Below are 19,114 nucleotides of genomic sequence, written 5' to 3'. Positions count from 1 at the left end.
TAACTCCTTAATCTAGTAAAACTTTTTCTATATTTATATCTTCATTTATTGTCATAATCATAGCTGACCCCACCCCATCTCTTGGTAGAAATGGAGAACCTGGATTTAATATCAACAATCCCGAACTTTTAATTTCCATATACCTATGAATATGCCCAAAAATAGCAATATCACAAGAATTAGTTTTAGCTTTTTCTATTAATTCATTGAGTGAGGAATCAACATGTTCTTTATGTCCATGAGTTAACAATATTTTATGATTACCTATTTCAATAATTTTATTATAGGGCTCATTTGATAAAAAATCATTGTTGCCTTTTACAACGTAATAGTCAATACCAGTCTCATATTTTATATATTTACAATCTTCTACCCCATCTCCAGCATGAAGCATAAGATCAAAATCACCATGGCTTAAAATTAAATCAGAAATTTGGCCATAGGACCCATGAGTATCACTAGTTATTAGAATTTTCATATTTTTTATCCAAAAATTCTTTAAATTTCTTCATAGCTAAGCCCCTATGGCTAATTTGATTTTTAAATAGAACATCCATTTGTCCAAGGCTTTTACCTAATTTATCAACATAAAAAATCTTATCATAACCAAATCCACCATCACCAAGTTCATGCTCAGCTATGGTGCCATCTAGCCTGCCTTCAAAATAATAATCCTTACCATCATCGTCGATAAAGCATATTACTGTCAAAAAGTACGCGTCTCTGTTGTCCTTATCTTTTAATTCAGATAGTAGTTTATTTCTGTTATCTTTATCAGTAGCGTCTTCTCCAGCATACCTATGGGCATAAATTCCTGGTCTATTATTAAGAGAATTTACAAATAATCCAGTATCATCAGAAAAAACTTTACTTTTTGTTAATTTATAGAGTGCGTACGCCTTTTTAAAAGCATTTTCTTTTAGAGTAGATCCATCTTCTATAACGTCAAAATTGTCTATTCCAACATCCTTTGGCATAAGAACCTTATCGTTGTCTAAAAGCAATTTAACTTGCTCCAATTTGTTTAAATTATTACTTGCAAAAACTAACTGCATATATTCTCCTAATAAAATGATATCAAATATTGACTAGATAATCAAAATTTATTTTTCTATAACTGTATTATATTTTTCAAAAGCCTTTTCTACATCAGTTGCATTAGAACCTAAGAATTGGTCTATGCTAATAATACTAGAAGGCACTCTTGTAGCAATGGCATAAACAGGTGATTTTTCAATAATACCATCTCTAATCCTATGAATTAAAATTTCATCAGGAGTTTGTATCAATATATATCTCTTGTTTGCCAACAATAAATAATCTTTAAATTGTGTATTTATATTATAAACCTGATCTCTACTAATTGAAGAATTGTTTGGATTTAAAATAGAATCACCTATTGCTATATCAACATTGAAAAAGTTTTGTACAAATTCATCTCCTTTTCCCTTAGAAATTGAAGATTGAAAAGCCCAAATACCTTGGTTCCTAACAATTCCAAAGTTGGTATTATCAAAACTAATATCTTTCATATCTGTTTTTGAAAAATTTTTATTTACTTCTTCTTTTACCTTTTCTTTAAAGATCAAATCGCTCTGATCCTCTCCTGTAAATTCTTCTAGAGAAATAAATTTATTTACCGCAATATTATTAGTTTCCATTAATGCATATTTTCTAATAGGGTTTGAGTTATCATTATTAGTATAATCAATAGAAATAAAATCTTTTGATACAAAATTCAACCTCATATTTAAATCTATGTTCTTGAAGGTGTAATTTTTTAAAATCAAATCCTTATTTTCTTTTTCATTTGCTTTTACAGGATATGCTCTAATCTCATCATAAAGATCTGTAAAATTATTTAAATCAAGAGAAACTTTCCAATACTCGTCTTGATTTTTAATAAATATATCTTCAGCCTTTTGATATTTTATAGTATCATCAGGTTCAATCCTTATAAGGTAGGTGTAATATTTATATAAGGCATTATCGCTTTCTGGATCAACTCTCTCTCTCACTCCAAGGAGAAGAGATAAATCTTCTGCAATATCTTCACCTTCATCAGTTGTTGTTCTTTCCTTAGAGGCCAATTTTGCATAAGAGTCTAAAACTTTGGCATCTACCTTATCAGAAATTTTTTTAAGACTTATAATATTTTCATCCTTGATCAAGAAAAGATATTTATCGCCTGTGATTATAAGATCTCTAGAAAACAATTGACCTTGTGAAGCGTTTATTACTATTACATTTCTATCTTTGAAATCTTTGGAAATTTCTATGCCTCTATTCTTTAAATAATCAGATAATTTTACATATTTAGAATTAAAACTTGGTGGAAAAGCATAAGATTCATTAATCGCTACCAAATTTTTATTGACATAGAGTTTATCCCCTAGCTTTATATTATTAGTTTTTTCTTCTTGCTTATTTCCCTTAACTTCAACAACTTCCCAGGTTCCTTCTATAATTGGATTGTCCTGTTTTGGAGTTTGTATCAAATCACTTAGGTCATCCTTATTAGCATTAATACATGAAGAAAATATTATGGCAAAAGTAAAGATAATAATTAACTTAAATATTTTTTTCATCTTCTAACCTCGGTATAACTACACTTACAACAGTCCCCATGCCATATTTGGATTTAATGATGAGTTTACCATCGTGAGCCTTTACAATTTCTTCACATATGGAAAGGCCCAAGCCTGTTTGAGACTTAGACGACGAACCTTTGTAGAACTTGCTAGCTACAAAAGCTATCTCATCTTCTTTGATACCTTCCCCATCATCCTTAACACTAACTTCGATATCACCATCATTTAAGTCTATAGTAATATCAATATGACCACCCAAATCAGTAAATTTGATAGCGTTATCAATTATGTTAATAAATACTTCCTTCATTCTATTAATATCTGCATAGACAAATAAAGACTTATAAAAAGTAGTAAAGCTAAACTTTATGCCTTCTGATTGACATCTTGGATACAATTGAGTGTGGACTTGCTGTACAAGATCTACAATATCAATTTTATCTTTATTATATTTAAAAGTACTTGAAGATAGTCTAGAGAAGTCTAATAAATCTTCAACCATCATAGACAACCTATCGCCTTCAGATTCAATAATTTTAAGACCTTGGCTTACCATTTCTGGATCTTTTTGTATAGTGTCAGATTGGAGAGTTATTGCCCATCCTTTTATAGATGTAAGTGGTGTTCTTAGTTCATGGGAAACAGAAGATATAAATTCGTTTTTCATATCTTCTCTTTTAACAATATTTTCACTTAAGAGATTTATAGTTGAAGCAAGCTCAGAAATTTCGTCTCCTCTTGAATCATCTGCCTTAATCGAATAATCACCTTGGGCTAATACTTCTGATACACCTATTAGCTTCTTAATTGGTTTGATAAAACTCTTTGCAGCAACAAATGACACCAATAAAGCTAGCAGGCTAATAATAATTCCAAATAAGATATATATAAAAGCATCCTTATTTATTTGTTTATTGACCCTATCCAAAGAACTTGTTAGCCTTAAAATTCCTACTTGTTGATCAGAAGATTTTAAGGGGTAGGAGATAGATAAAATTTGTTCCTTAGAGTCTGAATTAGTGTCCTTACTAATACCTGTTGCCCCTTCTTTTGCGTCAAGAACATCTTTACTATCAATGTTTGAACCTATCTGAGATGATGCTATTGAGTCAAATAATACAACTCCCGAGTTATCAAGAATTTGGACCTGACTATCATTCTGCCTATAAAATAAGTTTTTATCGCCAATTATTACTTCCTGAAGGTCGTACCTGGACATATAGGAAGAATACTGTAGTTGACTTATCCTAGCTTGGTTTTTCATTGATGAAATGAGTGAAGATTCATAGTAATTTTTAATTGAATTATAAGCAAAAATTTCAAAACCAATTACAGTAGTGAGTACAAAAAGCATTATTATTTTTACAACCGTATATTTAATGCTTTTTGACTCAATTAAATTTTTAGTCTTTTCAGTAGTTTTTCTTAAACTTTTACCTATTTCCATCTATATCCAGTTCCCCAAACAGTTTCAATAAATTCTGGTTTTGCAGGATTCTCCTCAATTTTAGCTCTAATTCTTCTAATATTCACATCAACAATTTTTGTATCGTTACTATAATTATCGCCCCAGGTTTCTTTCATAATTTCATCCCTAGTCATGGCTTTGCCTTTATTTTTAATGAAATATTCAAGAATTGTAAATTCTGTTGGTGTCACATCAATTTCTTTATCACCTTTAAAGAAAGTCTTTGAATATATATCAAGAGTAAATGGGCCATCTTTAAGGCTTTTAACATCATCATTACTAGAACCTGTTGGATTTAAGTTTACTCTCCTCATAAGGGATTTAACTCTTAATATTAGCTCTTGAGGATTGAAAGGTTTTATTATATAATCATCTGCACCTTTCTCAAGGCCCAAAATTTTATCTATATCTTGACTTTTTGCAGACACCATTATTATTCCTGTCATTGGTGACTTAGTTCTTATTTTTTCGCAAACTTCGAAACCACTTATACCAGGAAGCATAATGTCTAGTATAGCCACAGCAGGTTGCTCTTCGTCAAAAATTCTTAATGCTTCTTCACCGCTTGCAGCTTCAACTGTTTGATAACCTTGATAATCAAGGTTAATTTTCATAAATTGTCTTATTGGATCTTCATCATCTAAGATCAAGATTTTATTATTCATTATCCATCCTCTCAAAGGCAATCTTTGCAGCGCCAATTACGCCCGCGTCATTTAAAAATTCAGCTGGTCTGATATCAATGTTATATGGTTTATTACAATAATTCTTAAATTTTTCAATTGTTCCATCCCACCATATATCCTTAGAATTTATGATTCCTCCACCGATTACAATTGCTTCTGGATCGAAAATGTTTCTAAGAGATGTTAAGAAGTAAGCAAGATTTGATTGATAATTTTCAAGCACTTCTTTGGCTTTATCATCTTCATCGACTAATGAAAAAATTTCTTTACCAGTAAGTCTCTTGCCAGTAAGTCTGAAGTAATCTTCACTAATAGCAGGACCTGCGCAGTAAGCTTCTGCACATCCATATTGGCCACAAGTACAATAATTTCCACCTGGATGAAGCATCATATGACCTAACTCAGCGCCTTGGAAATGCGCTCCTGACAATAAACCACCATCCTTAGTAATTATGGCTCCACCTAGACCTGTGCCCAAGGTTATCATAACAACATTATCACAATCCTTGCAGGCACCAATCCACTTTTCTGCAACAAGAGCTATATTAGCATCATTTTCAACAAATACAGGAATATCCAAATATTCTCCAATAGCTTCTTTTAGGTTTAGACCTGTCCAACCATTAATATTTCCAGCAAAGGTAACTATGCCGTTTTTTGAATCTATAAAACCTGGTGTACCAATACCAATAGCACTTGCTTCTTTATATGAAAGAGTATATATTGATTTTTTGATATTTTCTAAAACAACATCTCTTCCCTTGCTTGCTTCAGTATCCATCATATGTCTTTCAAGAATGTTTCCTTTTTCATCTACTAGGCAGGCATTGATTTTTGTCCCACCTATATCAATTCCTATTACTTTTGCCATAATTTACCTCAGCTTTCCATATTTTTTCTTTTAATTTTATGATATCGTCGTATTTTTTTGATAGAAATTCCTTACCACTTAAGTATTCTAAGCCTGGAAGATTAGGAAAAACTAATTTATAAGATAAAAGCACCTGATTATTAATACCAAACTTATTTCTTATTTCTTCATTTATTGATTTAATCCCGTATTTCCTATCACCTATTATAGGAGTTCCATTTTCTTTCAAAGAATACCTAATTTGATGGGTTCTACCTGTAATCAATTTACATTCTAATAAAGAAAATTTTCCATTTGTTTCTAAAGGTTTAAAATATGTAAGAATATTCTTCCCTTCTTCACATTTTTTTACCTTATTTTTATTTTCATTTTTAGAAATATAAGTATCAATTTTAAAATTATTTTTAACCTTACCGACTACAATAGTCAAGTAATACTTGTCAATACTATTTTCCCTAATTGCGTCGTTCAAAATTCTAAGAGTTTCACTATTCTTAGCACCGATTATTAAGCCTGCTGTATTACGATCAAGCCTATTAACAACTGCAGGTTTGAAGGTCCTATCAGACATATCAAATGAACCTGTCTTATACAAATAAGAATTCATTTTATCTACAAGGTTATTTCCGTAATCTTTATTGCTAGCTGCATGGGTTAACTCACCGCATTTCTTATCCATGATTAAAATATTATCATCTTCGTAAATGATATCTAAGTCGAAATCAACAGGTTTAAAATCAGTTTTAGTGAGCCATTTTTTATAATTTTCATCGGTAATATACATCTTAATAATATCACCTTCATTAACAAAATCATTATTTTTGGCTCTTTTATCATTGATTTTAAAATTCTTTTTCCTTATATTTTTTGAAATAACAGATAAGGGTGCATTTTCAAAATATTTTCTTAAAAACCTATCAAATCTTTGATTGGCCTGATTTTTACTAATTACAATTTCAATCATATTAATAACTTCTATTTACATAAGAATCTATGAGAGATTCACGCACTTGTTCACAAAAAGCATTACCATCTCGTAACATACTTAATAATTTCTTATTTTTAGAATGGAGTATAAGTCGATCGCAGGATTTAACAGATATTTCAAAAATTTGACCAGTAAGTCTTTTTGAATTTAAATTTATAAAATATGACTCTATATTATCAAACCCAACTAGATTTATTATAAATTCAGTAGCTATATCTTTTAAGTAATAAAAATTTTCTCTATCGTTAATTAATTTTGAGTAAAGTTTTTTCTTTTTGGGAAAATTTTGATATTTAAAAGCCTTTGAATTTGCAAATTTAGCCATTATATTATAGTATTGATAGTTATAAATACCTTCCTCAAGTTGTCTAATATTTGAAAAAGGCTTAAGACCTAATTCTACTAGAAACTTATAATTCCTATCTAAAAACTCATCCTTGTTTATTTTTCCACTAGATAATAAGTCAATAGACTCCAATCTCCAATTTTCAAATAAATCTAATTTTTTCTTTTCAATAATCATAATAAAAAACCGTCTCAAAGAGACGGTTTAAATTAATCCTCTAATTTAAGTTCAATTATTTCTGCATGGCCTATTTGAGGAACGTCTTCTTTTCTCCAATCTAATCCTAGGTAAATATCTGATTTAGAATATTCTGATAAACTATCTAATCTTTCAATTAGATCTTTGATATTTTCCTCATTTATATTTACTTCATCATAGATACCATCAATATAAATCTTTCCTATATCATAATCACGAGCAAGAATGCCAGATACAAATCCGATTAATGCCTCTATATTAGAAATCTTATAAGATTTGGCATTAATTAACCTAATCTTGTGATCTAGAATCCTAACTTGACTGTCATCAGTATCTACAAATACAATATTTGAATTGCCAAGCTCTTTTTCATGATTAGCTTCTTCCACAAGATATTTTGTTTTTCCTGTTCCTTGTTCACCAACTACTAAATAAATCATAATTTATCCCCCTTTATTTTTTCGTAAATTATTTGTTTGTTTTTGTCGCCTTGCTTTATTGAGTTTTCTTCCATAAAAGAAACAATCTCATCTCTAATAAGCCACCAAGACCTATCCCAATTACAGAATATCGTATCTTCTTCTGGAGCTCTACCTACTAGTCTAGCTATAGCACAGCGAGAATCAATATGTCTTAAAAATTCAACAACATTTTTCTGATATTCTTCCTTAGTTTTCAATACAATTTGCCCTGTATTATACATTTGAGCAAGTTTAGTATTTTTCGCTATAAATAGTGAATGAATCTTTACTTCTTTTACATTCAAGGCATTTAATATTCTTGCTGTCTCTATTGTATCATTAATATCATCCCAAGGTAAAGCTAAAATTACATGGGTTGAAATTCTAAAGTCATACTTATTAATAAGATTGCAAGCTAAAATGAAATCTGCTAGGCTTTCGCCCCTATTTAATATTTTAAGAGTTTTATAATTCGCAGTTTGTAGCCCTAGCTCTATCGTAATATCGATACCAGTTATATTTTTCCAATCATATAAAAACTTAAGCTTATCTTCAGTTATACAATCACTTCTAGTAGCGATAGAAACTCCAACGATATAGTCTTTATCGCAGGCTTTAATATATGACTTGAAATCATTTAAAGACATATACGTGTTTGAAAAGTTTTGAAAATAAGCAATAAACTTTTTAGCCTTATACCTATTTGTGATATAGTCTCTATTTTTGCTTAGTTGTTCCTCAACAGAAAGACTCGAATCAAGGTTTTCATAAGAGCCCCCAGTTTCTGAACAGTATATGCAACCACCAAAACCACAAGCCCCATCTCTATTAGGACATGTTAGAGGCAATTTAATTGGTAATTTATATACTTTTTCCTTATAAGTATCCTTATAATAGTCGCTGACCTTATAATAAACTCCGGTCATTTTTTATTTCTCTGAGTTAACCTCTTCTTCATACTCACATATTAAGTCATCTATCATATCATCAGTCCAATAATGGCTAAATATATGGAAAACTTCATCAACTTCATCTTCATCATCAATCATTGTTAAATCAATATTATCTTCACCATAGATATCAGTATATCTAAATAAGTAAATCTCAGATGATTCACCAGATAGTAAAGCAATATATTCTTTGTCATCAACACTAAAAATATCTATTAAGATACATTCTTCTTCTGTTTCGCCTAATTGAATTTCTATTACTGCCTTGCCTTGATTTTTATTAAATACTACCTCATGACCATGAATATTAAATGTTTCTGTCATTGTTTCTCCTTGTTTTCTTTAAGTATTTCTAAAACATGTTCAATTAGATTTATCACTCTTGAAATTTCATCTATCTGAGTATAAAAATATTGATCATCTTGCTTATATTTTACCCCTAATGATACTATCTTCACATTTAAATTTTTGAAAACCAGACTAGAATCAAGTGAATACTGTGTTCTTATAATCTCCAAATCATTATCGTTAAGGTCTTTATAAGCCTTGCTAAAAACATTTGTCAAAGATTTATCTTGATTCTTCCAACTAGGAATGAAAAATTTCTTTTCAAGCTTAGAATTAGCAATATCTGCAGCTATAGAACTTTTTTCTAACATTTGCCTCATGCCCTCTTCAGTTAGTGACCTAAAGACTAAAATCATATTAATAGTTCTCTTTAAGCTTCTGCTAGTAGCCAAATTTGAAGATGAAATAACCTGATCATCAATGCTGCTAACCGTAAATGGTCCAGATGGACATAATTCAACAAATGATGCAAGTTGATTAAATGATTCACCAGTAATTGGTGCTAACTCTTTATTTTCAACTTCTTCACATGTGAATATCATATCAGGCTCATAACGGAGATTTTTCTCTATAGCATCATTTTTTAATATCTCAAAAGCATTTAGCAAGTCGCTTTCATAGTCTGGATTAATTATAAATTCCAGCTCTGCAGACGAAGGCACATTATCGTATCTATCCCCTCCACAAAAAGATAACATCTCTATGTCAACTTTTGATTTGAGTTTTCTAAAAAATCCTATAATCATTTTAATAGAATTTTTCCTAACCTTGTTAATATTATCTCCAGCATGGCCACCCATTAAATTATTTAGTGAAAGTCTATAAGTCTTATAAGGATATTCTGGCTTAAATCTACTCACAGGGACTGTTATTAATGATAATAATAGGCTAGAAAATTCATCAGCGATTACATCTGCTTGTCTTAAGTTTAAGTTAATTATATTATTTGTTCTTAAGACAGCGCTTACTTCGCTATAGTCTTCTATATTTGATTGAATATTGCTATGCGATATTAAGACATCAAAAGATTTATCTGAATTTAACAAGAGATTATTAATCACAATAGCAGATGAAATCAAATTAAAATTAGCTTTACTCGCAATAGAATTTTCATCCTCAAAGTCAGTTATACTAAAAGGCACATCTGATGCATTATCAATATTTAAGTGAAAAAGGGCCAAAGGGTTGTCACCTTTCTTAATATATAAGGTTTGTCCTAATTTAATAATCTTGCATGAAGATTCCTCAGCCGCTTTTATAATTGTGCCTACTATAGTTGGTTTTTTATTAGATGCACTAAGACTCGACTTGATTTGATCTATATAATTTTTCAAATTTGAATTTCCATAATCATGCGCCATATGGCCTACCTAGTAATATTTTTTAACCTCTGCATTTTTTGAGATTTCTTTTAATTTTTCTAAATATTTTTCTTGTCTTTTTACCATTAAATATGTTTGGTAAACTTGTTCTTTTACTTCATCAAAAGCTTTTGGTTCTTCGTTTTGTATATCTTCAAGTTTTATTATATGATATCCAAATTGGGACTTCACAGGTTTTGATATTTCACCAATTTCCAAACTATCAAGTCCATCTTGAAATTCTTTTACCATTACACCCTTAGGAAAGGTTCCAAGGGAACCACCACTAGCGGCAGATGGATCTTTAGAATATTTTTTTGCTGCCTCTTTAAAATCTAATCCTAATTTAATTTCTTCATAAATTTTATTTGCCTTGTCTATATCATCAACTAAGATATGACTTGCTGTATATGTTTTATTAGGACTAATTAATTCCTTATTATCTTCATAATATTTTTTTAAATCATCGTCAGTAGGATTTACAGCTTCAAAAATCTTATGCATTGCATAATTTTTAAGCATATTATCTTTAACAAGTTTAAGTTCATTTTTAAACTCATCTTCATCGTCTAATTTATTTTTATAAGCATCGGCAAGAATTATCTCTTGGTTTACCATCTCATCAGCTAAAACCTTTATACCTTCTTCATTTTGAAACCTTGCTCCACCTTCAATATTGTGCATGAAGGAAATCACATCATTTCTGTAAATTTTCTTGCCGTTTACTTCAGCTAATAGTTTATTGTTATTATCCATATTTACCTTTCATTTAATTCGATTCTATTTTTATAAATTTTTATATCCTTATTCTTATACAAACGACCAATTGCTCTTTTAAAAGCAGACTTACTCATCGCAAAATAAGAAAAAATTTTTTCAGGTGATGAATTATCAGATACATCAGCAAAGCCACCGTTTTGATATAAATAATCAAGTATCTTGTCGCTATCATTATCTATTTCTAGATAAGCTCTTTGCCTTAGAGTAAGTTCGATTTTGCCATCATTTTTTACTTCTTTGACCCTAGCAGTTATCTCTTCACCTTCAATATATACACCCTTAAGTTCTTTAATTCTTATTAATGAATCATATTTATCATCTAAAACTACAAAGGCACCTATAGATTTATTTATAGAATAAATCCTCCCTTTAACCTCATCATTTTCTTTATAATCATGATCATTTGTTAAGAGTTCTCTTATTTTTGTTGTAAGGTAGAGATAACCATCATCTTCTTTGAAAGATAGTGGATAAACCATATCTTTGATAATCTTATAAGTCCTTTCTTCAAAAGGTAAAAAAGCATGTCCTCCTTTTATTTCAAAGTATACACCCTTCTTAGTGATTTCTACTGCTTTTAAAGAATAAACCTTCCCTGGTTTATATGGCAGATCTCTGCTCGCTCTTAGAACTTCATTTAAGTCGCGATATAAGTAGGCTTCGACTTTATCGTCTTGTCTAAGGTCTTTTACTTGCTCCTTATCAATAACAGCATCCCCAAATTTAGTTTTTAAATATGCTTTATTTTTTGTAAATCTCTTTATTGTAAACTCTTTTATAATAATTCTCCTAATTTAATTGATTAAAGGTAAAGCCTTCGCCCAATACTTCAGAAATAGTTGAAGTAAATATAAAGGCCCTATCATCTATTTGTAATATATCATCCTTGATAGCTGGAAATGTTCTGATACTGGTGATTGTCATAATTACTTTTTTGTCCTTATGAGAATAACCACCTTCTGCTTCAAGCAAGGTTACGCCCTTAGCGTGTTTATTAACCAGCATTTCATTAATATCTATGTATTTATCGGATATAACCATAATTGAGATTTTTCTACCAAAGCCTTGCATGAAATAATCAAAACCTATGGATTGTATCATTATTGCGAGGGTAGCGTACATGGCTAATTCTGTACCGAATATAAATGCTGATAGCAATACCACTATAAAATCTGCACAAAACAAACAGACATGTAGGGGCACATTGAAATATTTATTGAAAATTGCTGCAATTAAGTCAGTTCCACCGGAGGATGCTTCATGATTAAAAACTATAGCAAGTCCTAACGAAACAACTATTGATCCGAATATTATGTTTATTATCTTATCATTTCCTAGATTTACGTTAGGAAGCATTTTTTCGAAAACTAGTATATATGCTGATACTGCCATTGAAGATATTAGTGATTTCTTTGCAAATTCAAATCCAATAAAAATCATTCCTGCAATTAGTACAACTACATTAAGTACTAAGTTTACCATACCTAAATTTAATACTGGCAAGGCTTCTGAAACCACCAGAGCAAATCCAGATATTCCACCAGCTGCAATATCATGGCTTAGTAAGAAAAAATATAATCCACCAGCTATAAGCAAGGATCCAATTAAAATCCATAGGTATTTTTTCATACAACCTCCTTATATTATAATAAAATGTTATCATAAAATAGAGATTTATTCAATAAACTCCAATTAAAAGGTGGCTTATAGAAATAAAATCCTTCATTAAGTTAACATTTTATATTTATCTTTGTTAATTCTTTGTGTTAGGAAAAATTTCTAAAGCCACCTTAAATTTAATCAACCCATTTTGGTGTTATTCTATTAAAATTATCATACATTTCTAATAAACCATCCACCTCTTCAGGTGTAAGCGTAGAATCTGATTTATTTCTCAAATTTATTATGCTTTCTAAAATGGTTGTTGCTTGATAAAGACTTAATAATCGATAAAACTTTCTTGCAGGTTTTTCCCCATTATGATAAGCTTTCAAGGCTGCTTTTGCAAATAATGGATAAGTAATAGCTATTCTATTTATCTCAACAAAATCAATTATACCATCCCCGTATTCAAGTTTTTTGATACCTCTTAAGTCTAAGGAATTCTCGTTGTATATCCTAATGTTTTTATCACTAATATTTTTATATAGTAAGTTAATGGCAGTATTTTCGGTAAGATGTTTGTTGGCATTGATATAATCAATCAATATATAGTCATCGTCACCAATCTCATTTAACCCATGCATGTAAAAAATTTTATTTGAGACTATCAAAAATTCTTTCTGCCAGTCTACTGGGTCTTGAGCTTTTATACCATGAAGTTTTCTCAAGGCAAGACCAAACTCAGTTCCTACCTTCTCTTGATCTTGGTCACTTGCCTTTTCAAGATAATCTTTTAAAGCTATTTCATTTCTATATTCATAAACCTTATAAGATTTTTCTATATCAGGCATTATGCCTTTTTCATAAATAGTAAGTGGATTTAGTCCTGCATGAGCTAGCACTTCATTAACAAGATCTTCATTTTCAAAGTCATCAAATTGGTTTAAGTCATAGAAGGAGAATACATAATACTTATCATCCTTCTCTACTTTGTATTTACTAGAGCCAATTTTTTCGATACTATTGACTTTATCTTGATTATTAAAAATATTAGTATGACCTAGGATATTTCTAATATCACTAGTCATTTTAAAATCCTTATTTGTTATGTTCTTTTACTAAAGCTTCAACTTCTGAAGCAAGTTCCAAATCAATCGCTTTTTCAGCAAATAATTTCTCTTCTTTTTGACTTGACTTAATTATTGTATCCTTAATCTCAGCAATTTTTGCAGATGAACCTGAAAATTCATCAAGGCCTAAACCAAGAAGAAGTTTTGTAGCTTCTGTATCTGCCGCAAAAGCTCCACACATTCCTGTCCATTTTCCTGCTTCGTGAGATACATCAATAACATGTTTGATAGCTCTAAGAACGGCAGGATTATAGTTTGAATACATATGTGCTATATTTTCATTTCCTCTATCTACTGCCAAGGTGTATTGAGTTAAGTCATTTGTACCTATTGAGAAGAAATCTGCATATTTTATAAACTTATCAGCCATTATTATTGATGCAGAAGTTTCAACCATGATTCCTACATCAAGGTCTTTGTTATAAGCAATTCCTTCCTTATCAAGGTCCTTCTTAATTTCTTCAATTAATTCAATTGACTTTTTAAGCTCGTCTATATTAACTACAAATGGAATCATTATTTTTAGATTGCCAAAGGCAGAAGCCCTTACTAAGGCTCTTAATTGTGTTCTAAATATATCTTCCTTGTCAAGACATAGACGAATTGCCCTGTAGCCTAAGAATGGATTTTCTTCAACAGGGAATTTAAAATAATCTAATCCCTTATCGCCACCAATATCAAGTGTTCTAATAATTAGTGGTTTTTTACCAAGCATTTCAGTTGCTTCTTTATAAACTGCAAATTGGACTTCTTCACTTGGGAATTCGGAACTTTCCATATATAAAAACTCGGTTCTAAATAGACCGACACCGTCACATCCATTTTCTATAGCAAGTTTTAAATCTTCTATATTGCCAATGTTCGCAGAAACTTCTATGTGTTTACCATCTGTTGTGACAGCTTGCAAGTCTTTGATATTTTTAAGTCTTTCCTTCTTTTCTTTTAGTTCTGCGATTAATTTTTCATATTTAGCTACTTCATCGTCACTTGGGTTTATAATTAATATTCCCTCATAACCATCAATAATCGCTTTTTCCCCACCTTTTAGTTTTGTAGATACATCCGCCATACCAACAAGAGCAGGCATATCAAGAGTTTGAGCAATTATAGAAGTATGACTTGTCTTACCACCTAAGTCTGTAGCAAATCCTACTACAGCTTCCTTATCCATATTTGCTGTATCAGAAGGTGTAAGCTCTTTAGATATAATAATGCTTCCTTTTTCTAATTTTGAAAGGTCTTTAGGCTTGATACCCTTCAATTTATACATAACTTGGAAACCAATGTCTTGGTAATCACTTGCACGTTCTTTTAGATATTCATCATCCAACGCGCTCATGATTTCTACCATTTCTCTTATAGTTTCATCAAGTGCAAGTTCACTGTTTTTATTTTCGTTTTTGATTTTACTCTCTATGGTGTCTGAGAAGTATGGATCTTGGAGCAATTCTTTATGGGCATTTGCAATATTTTGTTGGGCTTCAGTAGGGTTGTCGAGGTTGCTTAAATCATCAAAATAAGCATTTATTGCATCTTTCACTTTTTGATATTCACTATCAGCTGAATCTGGACTTATTGATGCTTGATTGACCTCAATTTTTTCCCTAGTAAATAAATAGATCTTGCCAATAGCATATCCAGTACTAGCCTTTATTCCTTCATATCTTTTAGTCATATAACTTATTCTCCTTTGAATTAATAATAATTTTAAAAAAAGGATACTTTAAAAGTATCCTTTATAGACTTGATTTTATTCAGCTAAATTCTCAACAAATTCAACTAATTCATCAGCGAATTTTTCTTCATCATCGCCTTCAACGATTAGTTTAATTTCTGTTCCTTTAGCAATACCAAGGCTCATAACATTGAAGATGCTCTTTGCATTAGCTTCTTTATCTTCTTTAATGATTGTAACTTCACCTGGATAATTCTTTACAAATTGTACTAATGATGCTGCTGGTCTAGCGTGTAAACCTGTTTCGTTTGTAACAACAACTGTTCTTTCTGCCATAAAATTCCTCCTAAATTTTCATTTACGTTTATATTTTACTATATTTTATAAAAATTAACAACAATTACCTAATGACCTTTGTTGATTCTCTTTTACTTATTTGAGCATCAATAATCCAGTCATCTTCTAAAATTTCAGCCTCGTGCTTAATTCTCTTAATCAAGGCTCTTATTGAAATTGCACCGATATCATAATATGGGATAGAAACTGTAGTTAGTTTTGGTCTGTAAATACTTGCAATCTTGTTATCGCCAAAACCCACCACTGATAAATCATCTGGAACTTTGATACCATGGTCTACACAATAATTCATAAATCCTATAGCTATCTCATCATTGACACAGGCAACTGCACTAATGTTTGCTTTCTTAATAAGATCAATTGCTTCAGCAGCATTTGCATATCCTTCATCGCTTGACATGCCATCTATCCTAAGGATATATGACTTATCCTTACCAACTGCATTTTCATAGCCCTTAATCATAGACTCATTAATAACATTTTGATCCTTGCCAGCAATTAATAATATATTTTCATGTCCAGCTTTAGTCAAACTATTTATAAGTTTATATTCTTCAGATTCATAGTCTACCTTAACTGTTTTTATATTTTTATAATTGTGATACTTATCTAGGATTACAAAAGGTATCCTTGTCTCTCTAAGTTTAACCAATATTTCTGTTGAAATATCTTCGGTAATAATAACAAGACCTTCTACCTGTTTAGTTGCAAGAAAATCTATTGAGTTTTCAACTTGTTGGTCTTCACCATAGGAACTTGTAAGTAAGATATCATATTTATAAACCCTACCTATTTCTTCAATTCCTCTTATTAGTTGAGCCATATATTCAATACCAATATCTTTTACTATTACACCAACTAGATTCGATTTTCTCATTACTAGTGATCTTGCAAGTTCATTTGGTTTGAAATCTAGCTTATTAATTGCATCTAAAACTTTTCTTCTAGCTTCTGGACTTACAGGTTTTGAATTATTCATTACCCTTGAAACAGTAGATATAGATACGCCTGCAAGCTTAGCTACGTCTTTGATTGTTGGTTGTCCCATATTTCCTCCATTATATAAAAGACCATCAAGAAGACGGTCTTAAATTAGCCTGCAATTACGTTTTTTACAATGTCTATTACATCCATAATTAATGATGAATAGTCAGTAATTGATGCAACTCCAGCTCCAAAAGTATCTACACTATCAACCGCTGTTATTCCTACATAATTTACTGTATCTTTTATATCATCAGCTATAGAATTAACACTTGTCATAGTATCATTGACTTTTGCTATCGCCATCTTCAAATTTGGATCTGTAACTACGCTGTTTAAGTTAGTTACAAGATCACTTGCCTCATTGGTTAGATGTGGCAGTTTTGTTATAATACTATCTATATTGCTCGAATTTTTGTTAAGCACCTCTTGCAAACAATTTAATAATTTATTAAATTTAACTAGGACTAGCACCAAAAATATCAATGCAAGGATAGCCAAAACGCTAATAATAATATTGCCTAGAAGATTAAAATCTATAGTTATACTCATTTATATCTCCTTGACTAATTATTCTTATGTCTTACTTTTAAATCGTTCTCTTTTACCTTTTCTTTTGTTTCTTTAGCTTCTTCTTTTAAATCTTCAGCATTATCTTTAACTGCTTCTTTAGTTTCTTTAGCTTCTTTAGAAATTTCTTCTTTTTTTTCATCTGCTACTTTTGAAATTTCTCCGGCGCTTTCCTTAACTATTTCTTTAACATCTTTAGCGCCTTCAGCAAGTGATTCTTTCACTTCTCTTGAAGCATCTTTGATTTGTCTTCCTGTATCTTTGGCTACTTCAGCTCCATATTCTAGGCCATCCTTAATTGGTTGAAGATCGGTGTATGCCCTATATTTCAAGTCTTCATAACCGTCTTTTGCCTGATCTATCACATCGTATGTTGTATCTCTGACTGTTTCAACAGTATCATTAAATGCTTCTTTTATGTCTTCTCTTGTTTGCTTACCAGATTTAGGAGCAAATAATATACCTGCTGCAGCACCAACTAAGGCACCAACGAGTAGTCCTTGCCCTCTCATTCTCGAATCATGGTTTTTAGCTTTCCAAATTTCGTACTTAATTTCCCTTTGTTTAGCTTTTGCTTTACTTTCAATATAATCTGCTAGTGACATATATCATTCTCCTTTATTTTTAGTCTTATTAATTATTACCCAAAAATAATATTTTAAAACTTTAAATTTATCCTAAGGGGGTCCTTAACTTAAGACCTTCCCGTATGTGAAGGTGGGCAAGCTGTCTAAAATCTCTGACTTCCACTCATTGGAGGCTTGCCATCAAAGTTAGAACTCCGCAATCCCTTATAAAGTTTGTAGGTTTAAATTGGACCTATACCTTAGGATAATTTAATTATAGTATATTTAAAAATTTTTTGCAAGATAATCTTTTCATAATTTAAGTAAAAAAGGCTTGAATTCAGGCAAATTCTCAAGGATAATACTTTCCTGACCAACAAATTCTTTAAATGATAAATAAAAAGAATGTAGTAAGAAACGATCAAAATTATAAGCTGATCCATAAAGTTTATCACCGATTATAGGATGCCCCATACTCCTAAGACTAGCCCTGATTTGATGAGTCTTTCCAGTTTTTATATCACACTCTATAAGTGAATAGTCATCATCACAAGACAAGGTTTTAAAATATGTTATAGCAAGTCTTCCTTTCTCGCTATTCCTATAAGTCTTACTAATTTCATCGTATTCAAGATTTATTTTAAATAATTCATTTATATTAAGTGCTCCAGCCACATAGGCCAAATATTTTTTATGCGTCTTGTTTTCCTCAATTTGTTTTTGGTAATAAGCTTGAGCATATCTATTTTTAGCAACCATCATTAATCCTGATGTGTTCATATCCAACCTATTTATAAGTCTTATTTTAGATTTAATATCATTTTTCTGAAAATAATAGGCTAGTAAATTAGCAAGACTTAACTGATTTTTTGAATTAACAGTTAGCCCACTAGGTTTATTTACGACTATGATATTTTCATCTTCATATACTATATTTAGTTCTCCCTCAATAGGTGCGTAATCAAGATCTTCGGAGTCAATTTTTATCTTTACGATATCTCCTTTACCCAAGTTAATATTATTATGAACACTACTGTCATTGACCAATATTCCTTCATTCAATAAATCTTGGTATGCTCTAATAGAGATTGATTTTTCTTTCAAAAATTTCTTTAAGGTTATTTTTCTAAAATTTTCAAATTTTATATAATTCATACTAGCTCCTATGATATAATATAATCG

Annotated in this window: 22 protein-coding genes; all 22 read right to left on the bottom strand. The window is 30.5% G+C overall.

Annotated elements, in window-relative coordinates:
• Window positions 1-7 precede the first annotated feature (7 nt).
• The 22 genes from HMPREF0072_RS03575 to HMPREF0072_RS03470 all read right to left on the bottom strand — a co-directional run bounded on the left by HMPREF0072_RS03575 (window position 8) and on the right by HMPREF0072_RS03470 (window position 19,087).
• Window positions 8-478 (bottom strand): YfcE family phosphodiesterase, encoded by a 471-nt coding sequence (locus HMPREF0072_RS03575; protein ID WP_004827448.1) that lies wholly within the window; start codon window positions 476-478, stop codon window positions 8-10.
• Window positions 459-1,055: an RdgB/HAM1 family non-canonical purine NTP pyrophosphatase gene (rdgB, locus tag HMPREF0072_RS03570; protein WP_004827447.1), complete on the bottom strand. Its 597-nt coding sequence runs from the start codon at window positions 1,053-1,055 to the stop codon at window positions 459-461. The genes HMPREF0072_RS03575 and rdgB overlap by 20 nt, the downstream gene beginning before the upstream one ends.
• A gap of 48 nt (window positions 1,056-1,103) precedes the next feature.
• Complete coding sequence (locus HMPREF0072_RS03565) at window positions 1,104-2,588, bottom strand: hypothetical protein (protein ID WP_004827446.1); 1,485 nt, start codon at window positions 2,586-2,588, stop codon at window positions 1,104-1,106.
• Window positions 2,572-4,038, bottom strand: coding sequence for a HAMP domain-containing sensor histidine kinase (locus HMPREF0072_RS03560; RefSeq protein ID WP_004827445.1), 1,467 nt, complete (start codon window positions 4,036-4,038; stop codon window positions 2,572-2,574). Before HMPREF0072_RS03560 ends, HMPREF0072_RS03565 begins: the two co-directional genes overlap by 17 nt.
• On the bottom strand, window positions 4,029-4,724 hold the full coding sequence (locus HMPREF0072_RS03555; RefSeq protein WP_004827444.1) for a response regulator transcription factor: 696 nt from the start codon (window positions 4,722-4,724) through the stop codon (window positions 4,029-4,031). Before HMPREF0072_RS03555 ends, HMPREF0072_RS03560 begins: the two co-directional genes overlap by 10 nt.
• Window positions 4,717-5,616: an ROK family protein gene (locus HMPREF0072_RS03550; RefSeq protein WP_004827443.1), complete on the bottom strand. Its 900-nt coding sequence runs from the start codon at window positions 5,614-5,616 to the stop codon at window positions 4,717-4,719. The genes HMPREF0072_RS03555 and HMPREF0072_RS03550 overlap by 8 nt, the downstream gene beginning before the upstream one ends.
• The gene (locus HMPREF0072_RS03545; RefSeq protein WP_004827442.1) at window positions 5,594-6,580 is read right to left on the bottom strand and encodes an RluA family pseudouridine synthase; all 987 of its coding nucleotides are present in this window, start codon (window positions 6,578-6,580) and stop codon (window positions 5,594-5,596) included. The genes HMPREF0072_RS03550 and HMPREF0072_RS03545 overlap by 23 nt, the downstream gene beginning before the upstream one ends.
• Before the next feature lies 1 nt (window position 6,581).
• On the bottom strand, window positions 6,582-7,127 hold the full coding sequence (locus tag HMPREF0072_RS03540; RefSeq protein ID WP_004827441.1) for a DUF6648 family protein: 546 nt from the start codon (window positions 7,125-7,127) through the stop codon (window positions 6,582-6,584).
• A 32-nt stretch (window positions 7,128-7,159) separates the two neighbouring features.
• A complete protein-coding gene (locus tag HMPREF0072_RS03535; RefSeq protein ID WP_004827440.1) occupies window positions 7,160-7,588 on the bottom strand; it encodes a hypothetical protein in 429 nt (142 codons plus the stop codon).
• Window positions 7,585-8,535, bottom strand: coding sequence for a tRNA modification radical SAM protein MnmL/YtqA (gene mnmL / locus HMPREF0072_RS03530; RefSeq protein WP_004827439.1), 951 nt, complete (start codon window positions 8,533-8,535; stop codon window positions 7,585-7,587). Before mnmL ends, HMPREF0072_RS03535 begins: the two co-directional genes overlap by 4 nt.
• A gap of 3 nt (window positions 8,536-8,538) precedes the next feature.
• Complete coding sequence (locus HMPREF0072_RS03525) at window positions 8,539-8,883, bottom strand: DUF1292 domain-containing protein (protein WP_004827438.1); 345 nt, start codon at window positions 8,881-8,883, stop codon at window positions 8,539-8,541.
• Window positions 8,880-10,268, bottom strand: a complete 1,389-nt coding sequence (locus tag HMPREF0072_RS03520; protein WP_004827437.1) for a zinc-binding metallopeptidase family protein — start codon at window positions 10,266-10,268, stop codon at window positions 8,880-8,882. Before HMPREF0072_RS03520 ends, HMPREF0072_RS03525 begins: the two co-directional genes overlap by 4 nt.
• A 9-nt stretch (window positions 10,269-10,277) precedes the next feature.
• On the bottom strand, window positions 10,278-11,024 hold the full coding sequence (locus tag HMPREF0072_RS03515; protein ID WP_004827436.1) for a peptidylprolyl isomerase: 747 nt from the start codon (window positions 11,022-11,024) through the stop codon (window positions 10,278-10,280).
• Between the two features lie 2 nt (window positions 11,025-11,026).
• Window positions 11,027-11,527, bottom strand: coding sequence for a S1 RNA-binding domain-containing protein (locus HMPREF0072_RS12430; RefSeq protein WP_004827435.1), 501 nt, complete (start codon window positions 11,525-11,527; stop codon window positions 11,027-11,029).
• 310 nt (window positions 11,528-11,837) lie between these two features.
• Complete coding sequence (locus tag HMPREF0072_RS03505; RefSeq protein ID WP_004827434.1) at window positions 11,838-12,677, bottom strand: YitT family protein; 840 nt, start codon at window positions 12,675-12,677, stop codon at window positions 11,838-11,840.
• Between the two features lie 167 nt (window positions 12,678-12,844).
• Window positions 12,845-13,738, bottom strand: a complete 894-nt coding sequence (locus HMPREF0072_RS03500; RefSeq protein ID WP_004827433.1) for a hypothetical protein — start codon at window positions 13,736-13,738, stop codon at window positions 12,845-12,847.
• A gap of 10 nt (window positions 13,739-13,748) precedes the next feature.
• Window positions 13,749-15,455 (bottom strand): phosphoenolpyruvate--protein phosphotransferase, encoded by a 1,707-nt coding sequence (gene ptsP / locus HMPREF0072_RS03495; protein WP_004827432.1) that lies wholly within the window; start codon window positions 15,453-15,455, stop codon window positions 13,749-13,751.
• Window positions 15,456-15,530: 75 nt separating this feature from the next.
• Entirely contained in the window at window positions 15,531-15,791 is a 261-nt protein-coding gene (locus HMPREF0072_RS03490) for an HPr family phosphocarrier protein (protein WP_004827431.1), read from the bottom strand.
• Window positions 15,792-15,855: 64 nt separating this feature from the next.
• Window positions 15,856-16,860, bottom strand: a complete 1,005-nt coding sequence (locus HMPREF0072_RS03485; protein ID WP_004827430.1) for a LacI family DNA-binding transcriptional regulator — start codon at window positions 16,858-16,860, stop codon at window positions 15,856-15,858.
• A 44-nt stretch (window positions 16,861-16,904) separates the two neighbouring features.
• Complete coding sequence (locus HMPREF0072_RS03480; RefSeq protein ID WP_004827429.1) at window positions 16,905-17,348, bottom strand: hypothetical protein; 444 nt, start codon at window positions 17,346-17,348, stop codon at window positions 16,905-16,907.
• A gap of 14 nt (window positions 17,349-17,362) precedes the next feature.
• Window positions 17,363-17,971, bottom strand: a complete 609-nt coding sequence (locus HMPREF0072_RS03475; RefSeq protein WP_004827428.1) for a YtxH domain-containing protein — start codon at window positions 17,969-17,971, stop codon at window positions 17,363-17,365.
• A 273-nt stretch (window positions 17,972-18,244) separates the two neighbouring features.
• Window positions 18,245-19,087 carry an RluA family pseudouridine synthase gene (locus HMPREF0072_RS03470; RefSeq protein ID WP_039931073.1) on the bottom strand — a complete coding sequence of 281 codons (843 nt, stop codon included), beginning with the start codon at window positions 19,085-19,087 and terminating at the stop codon, window positions 18,245-18,247.
• Window positions 19,088-19,114 lie beyond the last annotated feature (27 nt).

The organism is Anaerococcus lactolyticus ATCC 51172 (assembly GCF_000156575.1).
GTDB lineage: Bacteria > Bacillota > Clostridia > Tissierellales > Peptoniphilaceae > Anaerococcus > Anaerococcus lactolyticus.
This window is presented reverse-complemented; position numbering and strand designations above follow the sequence as displayed.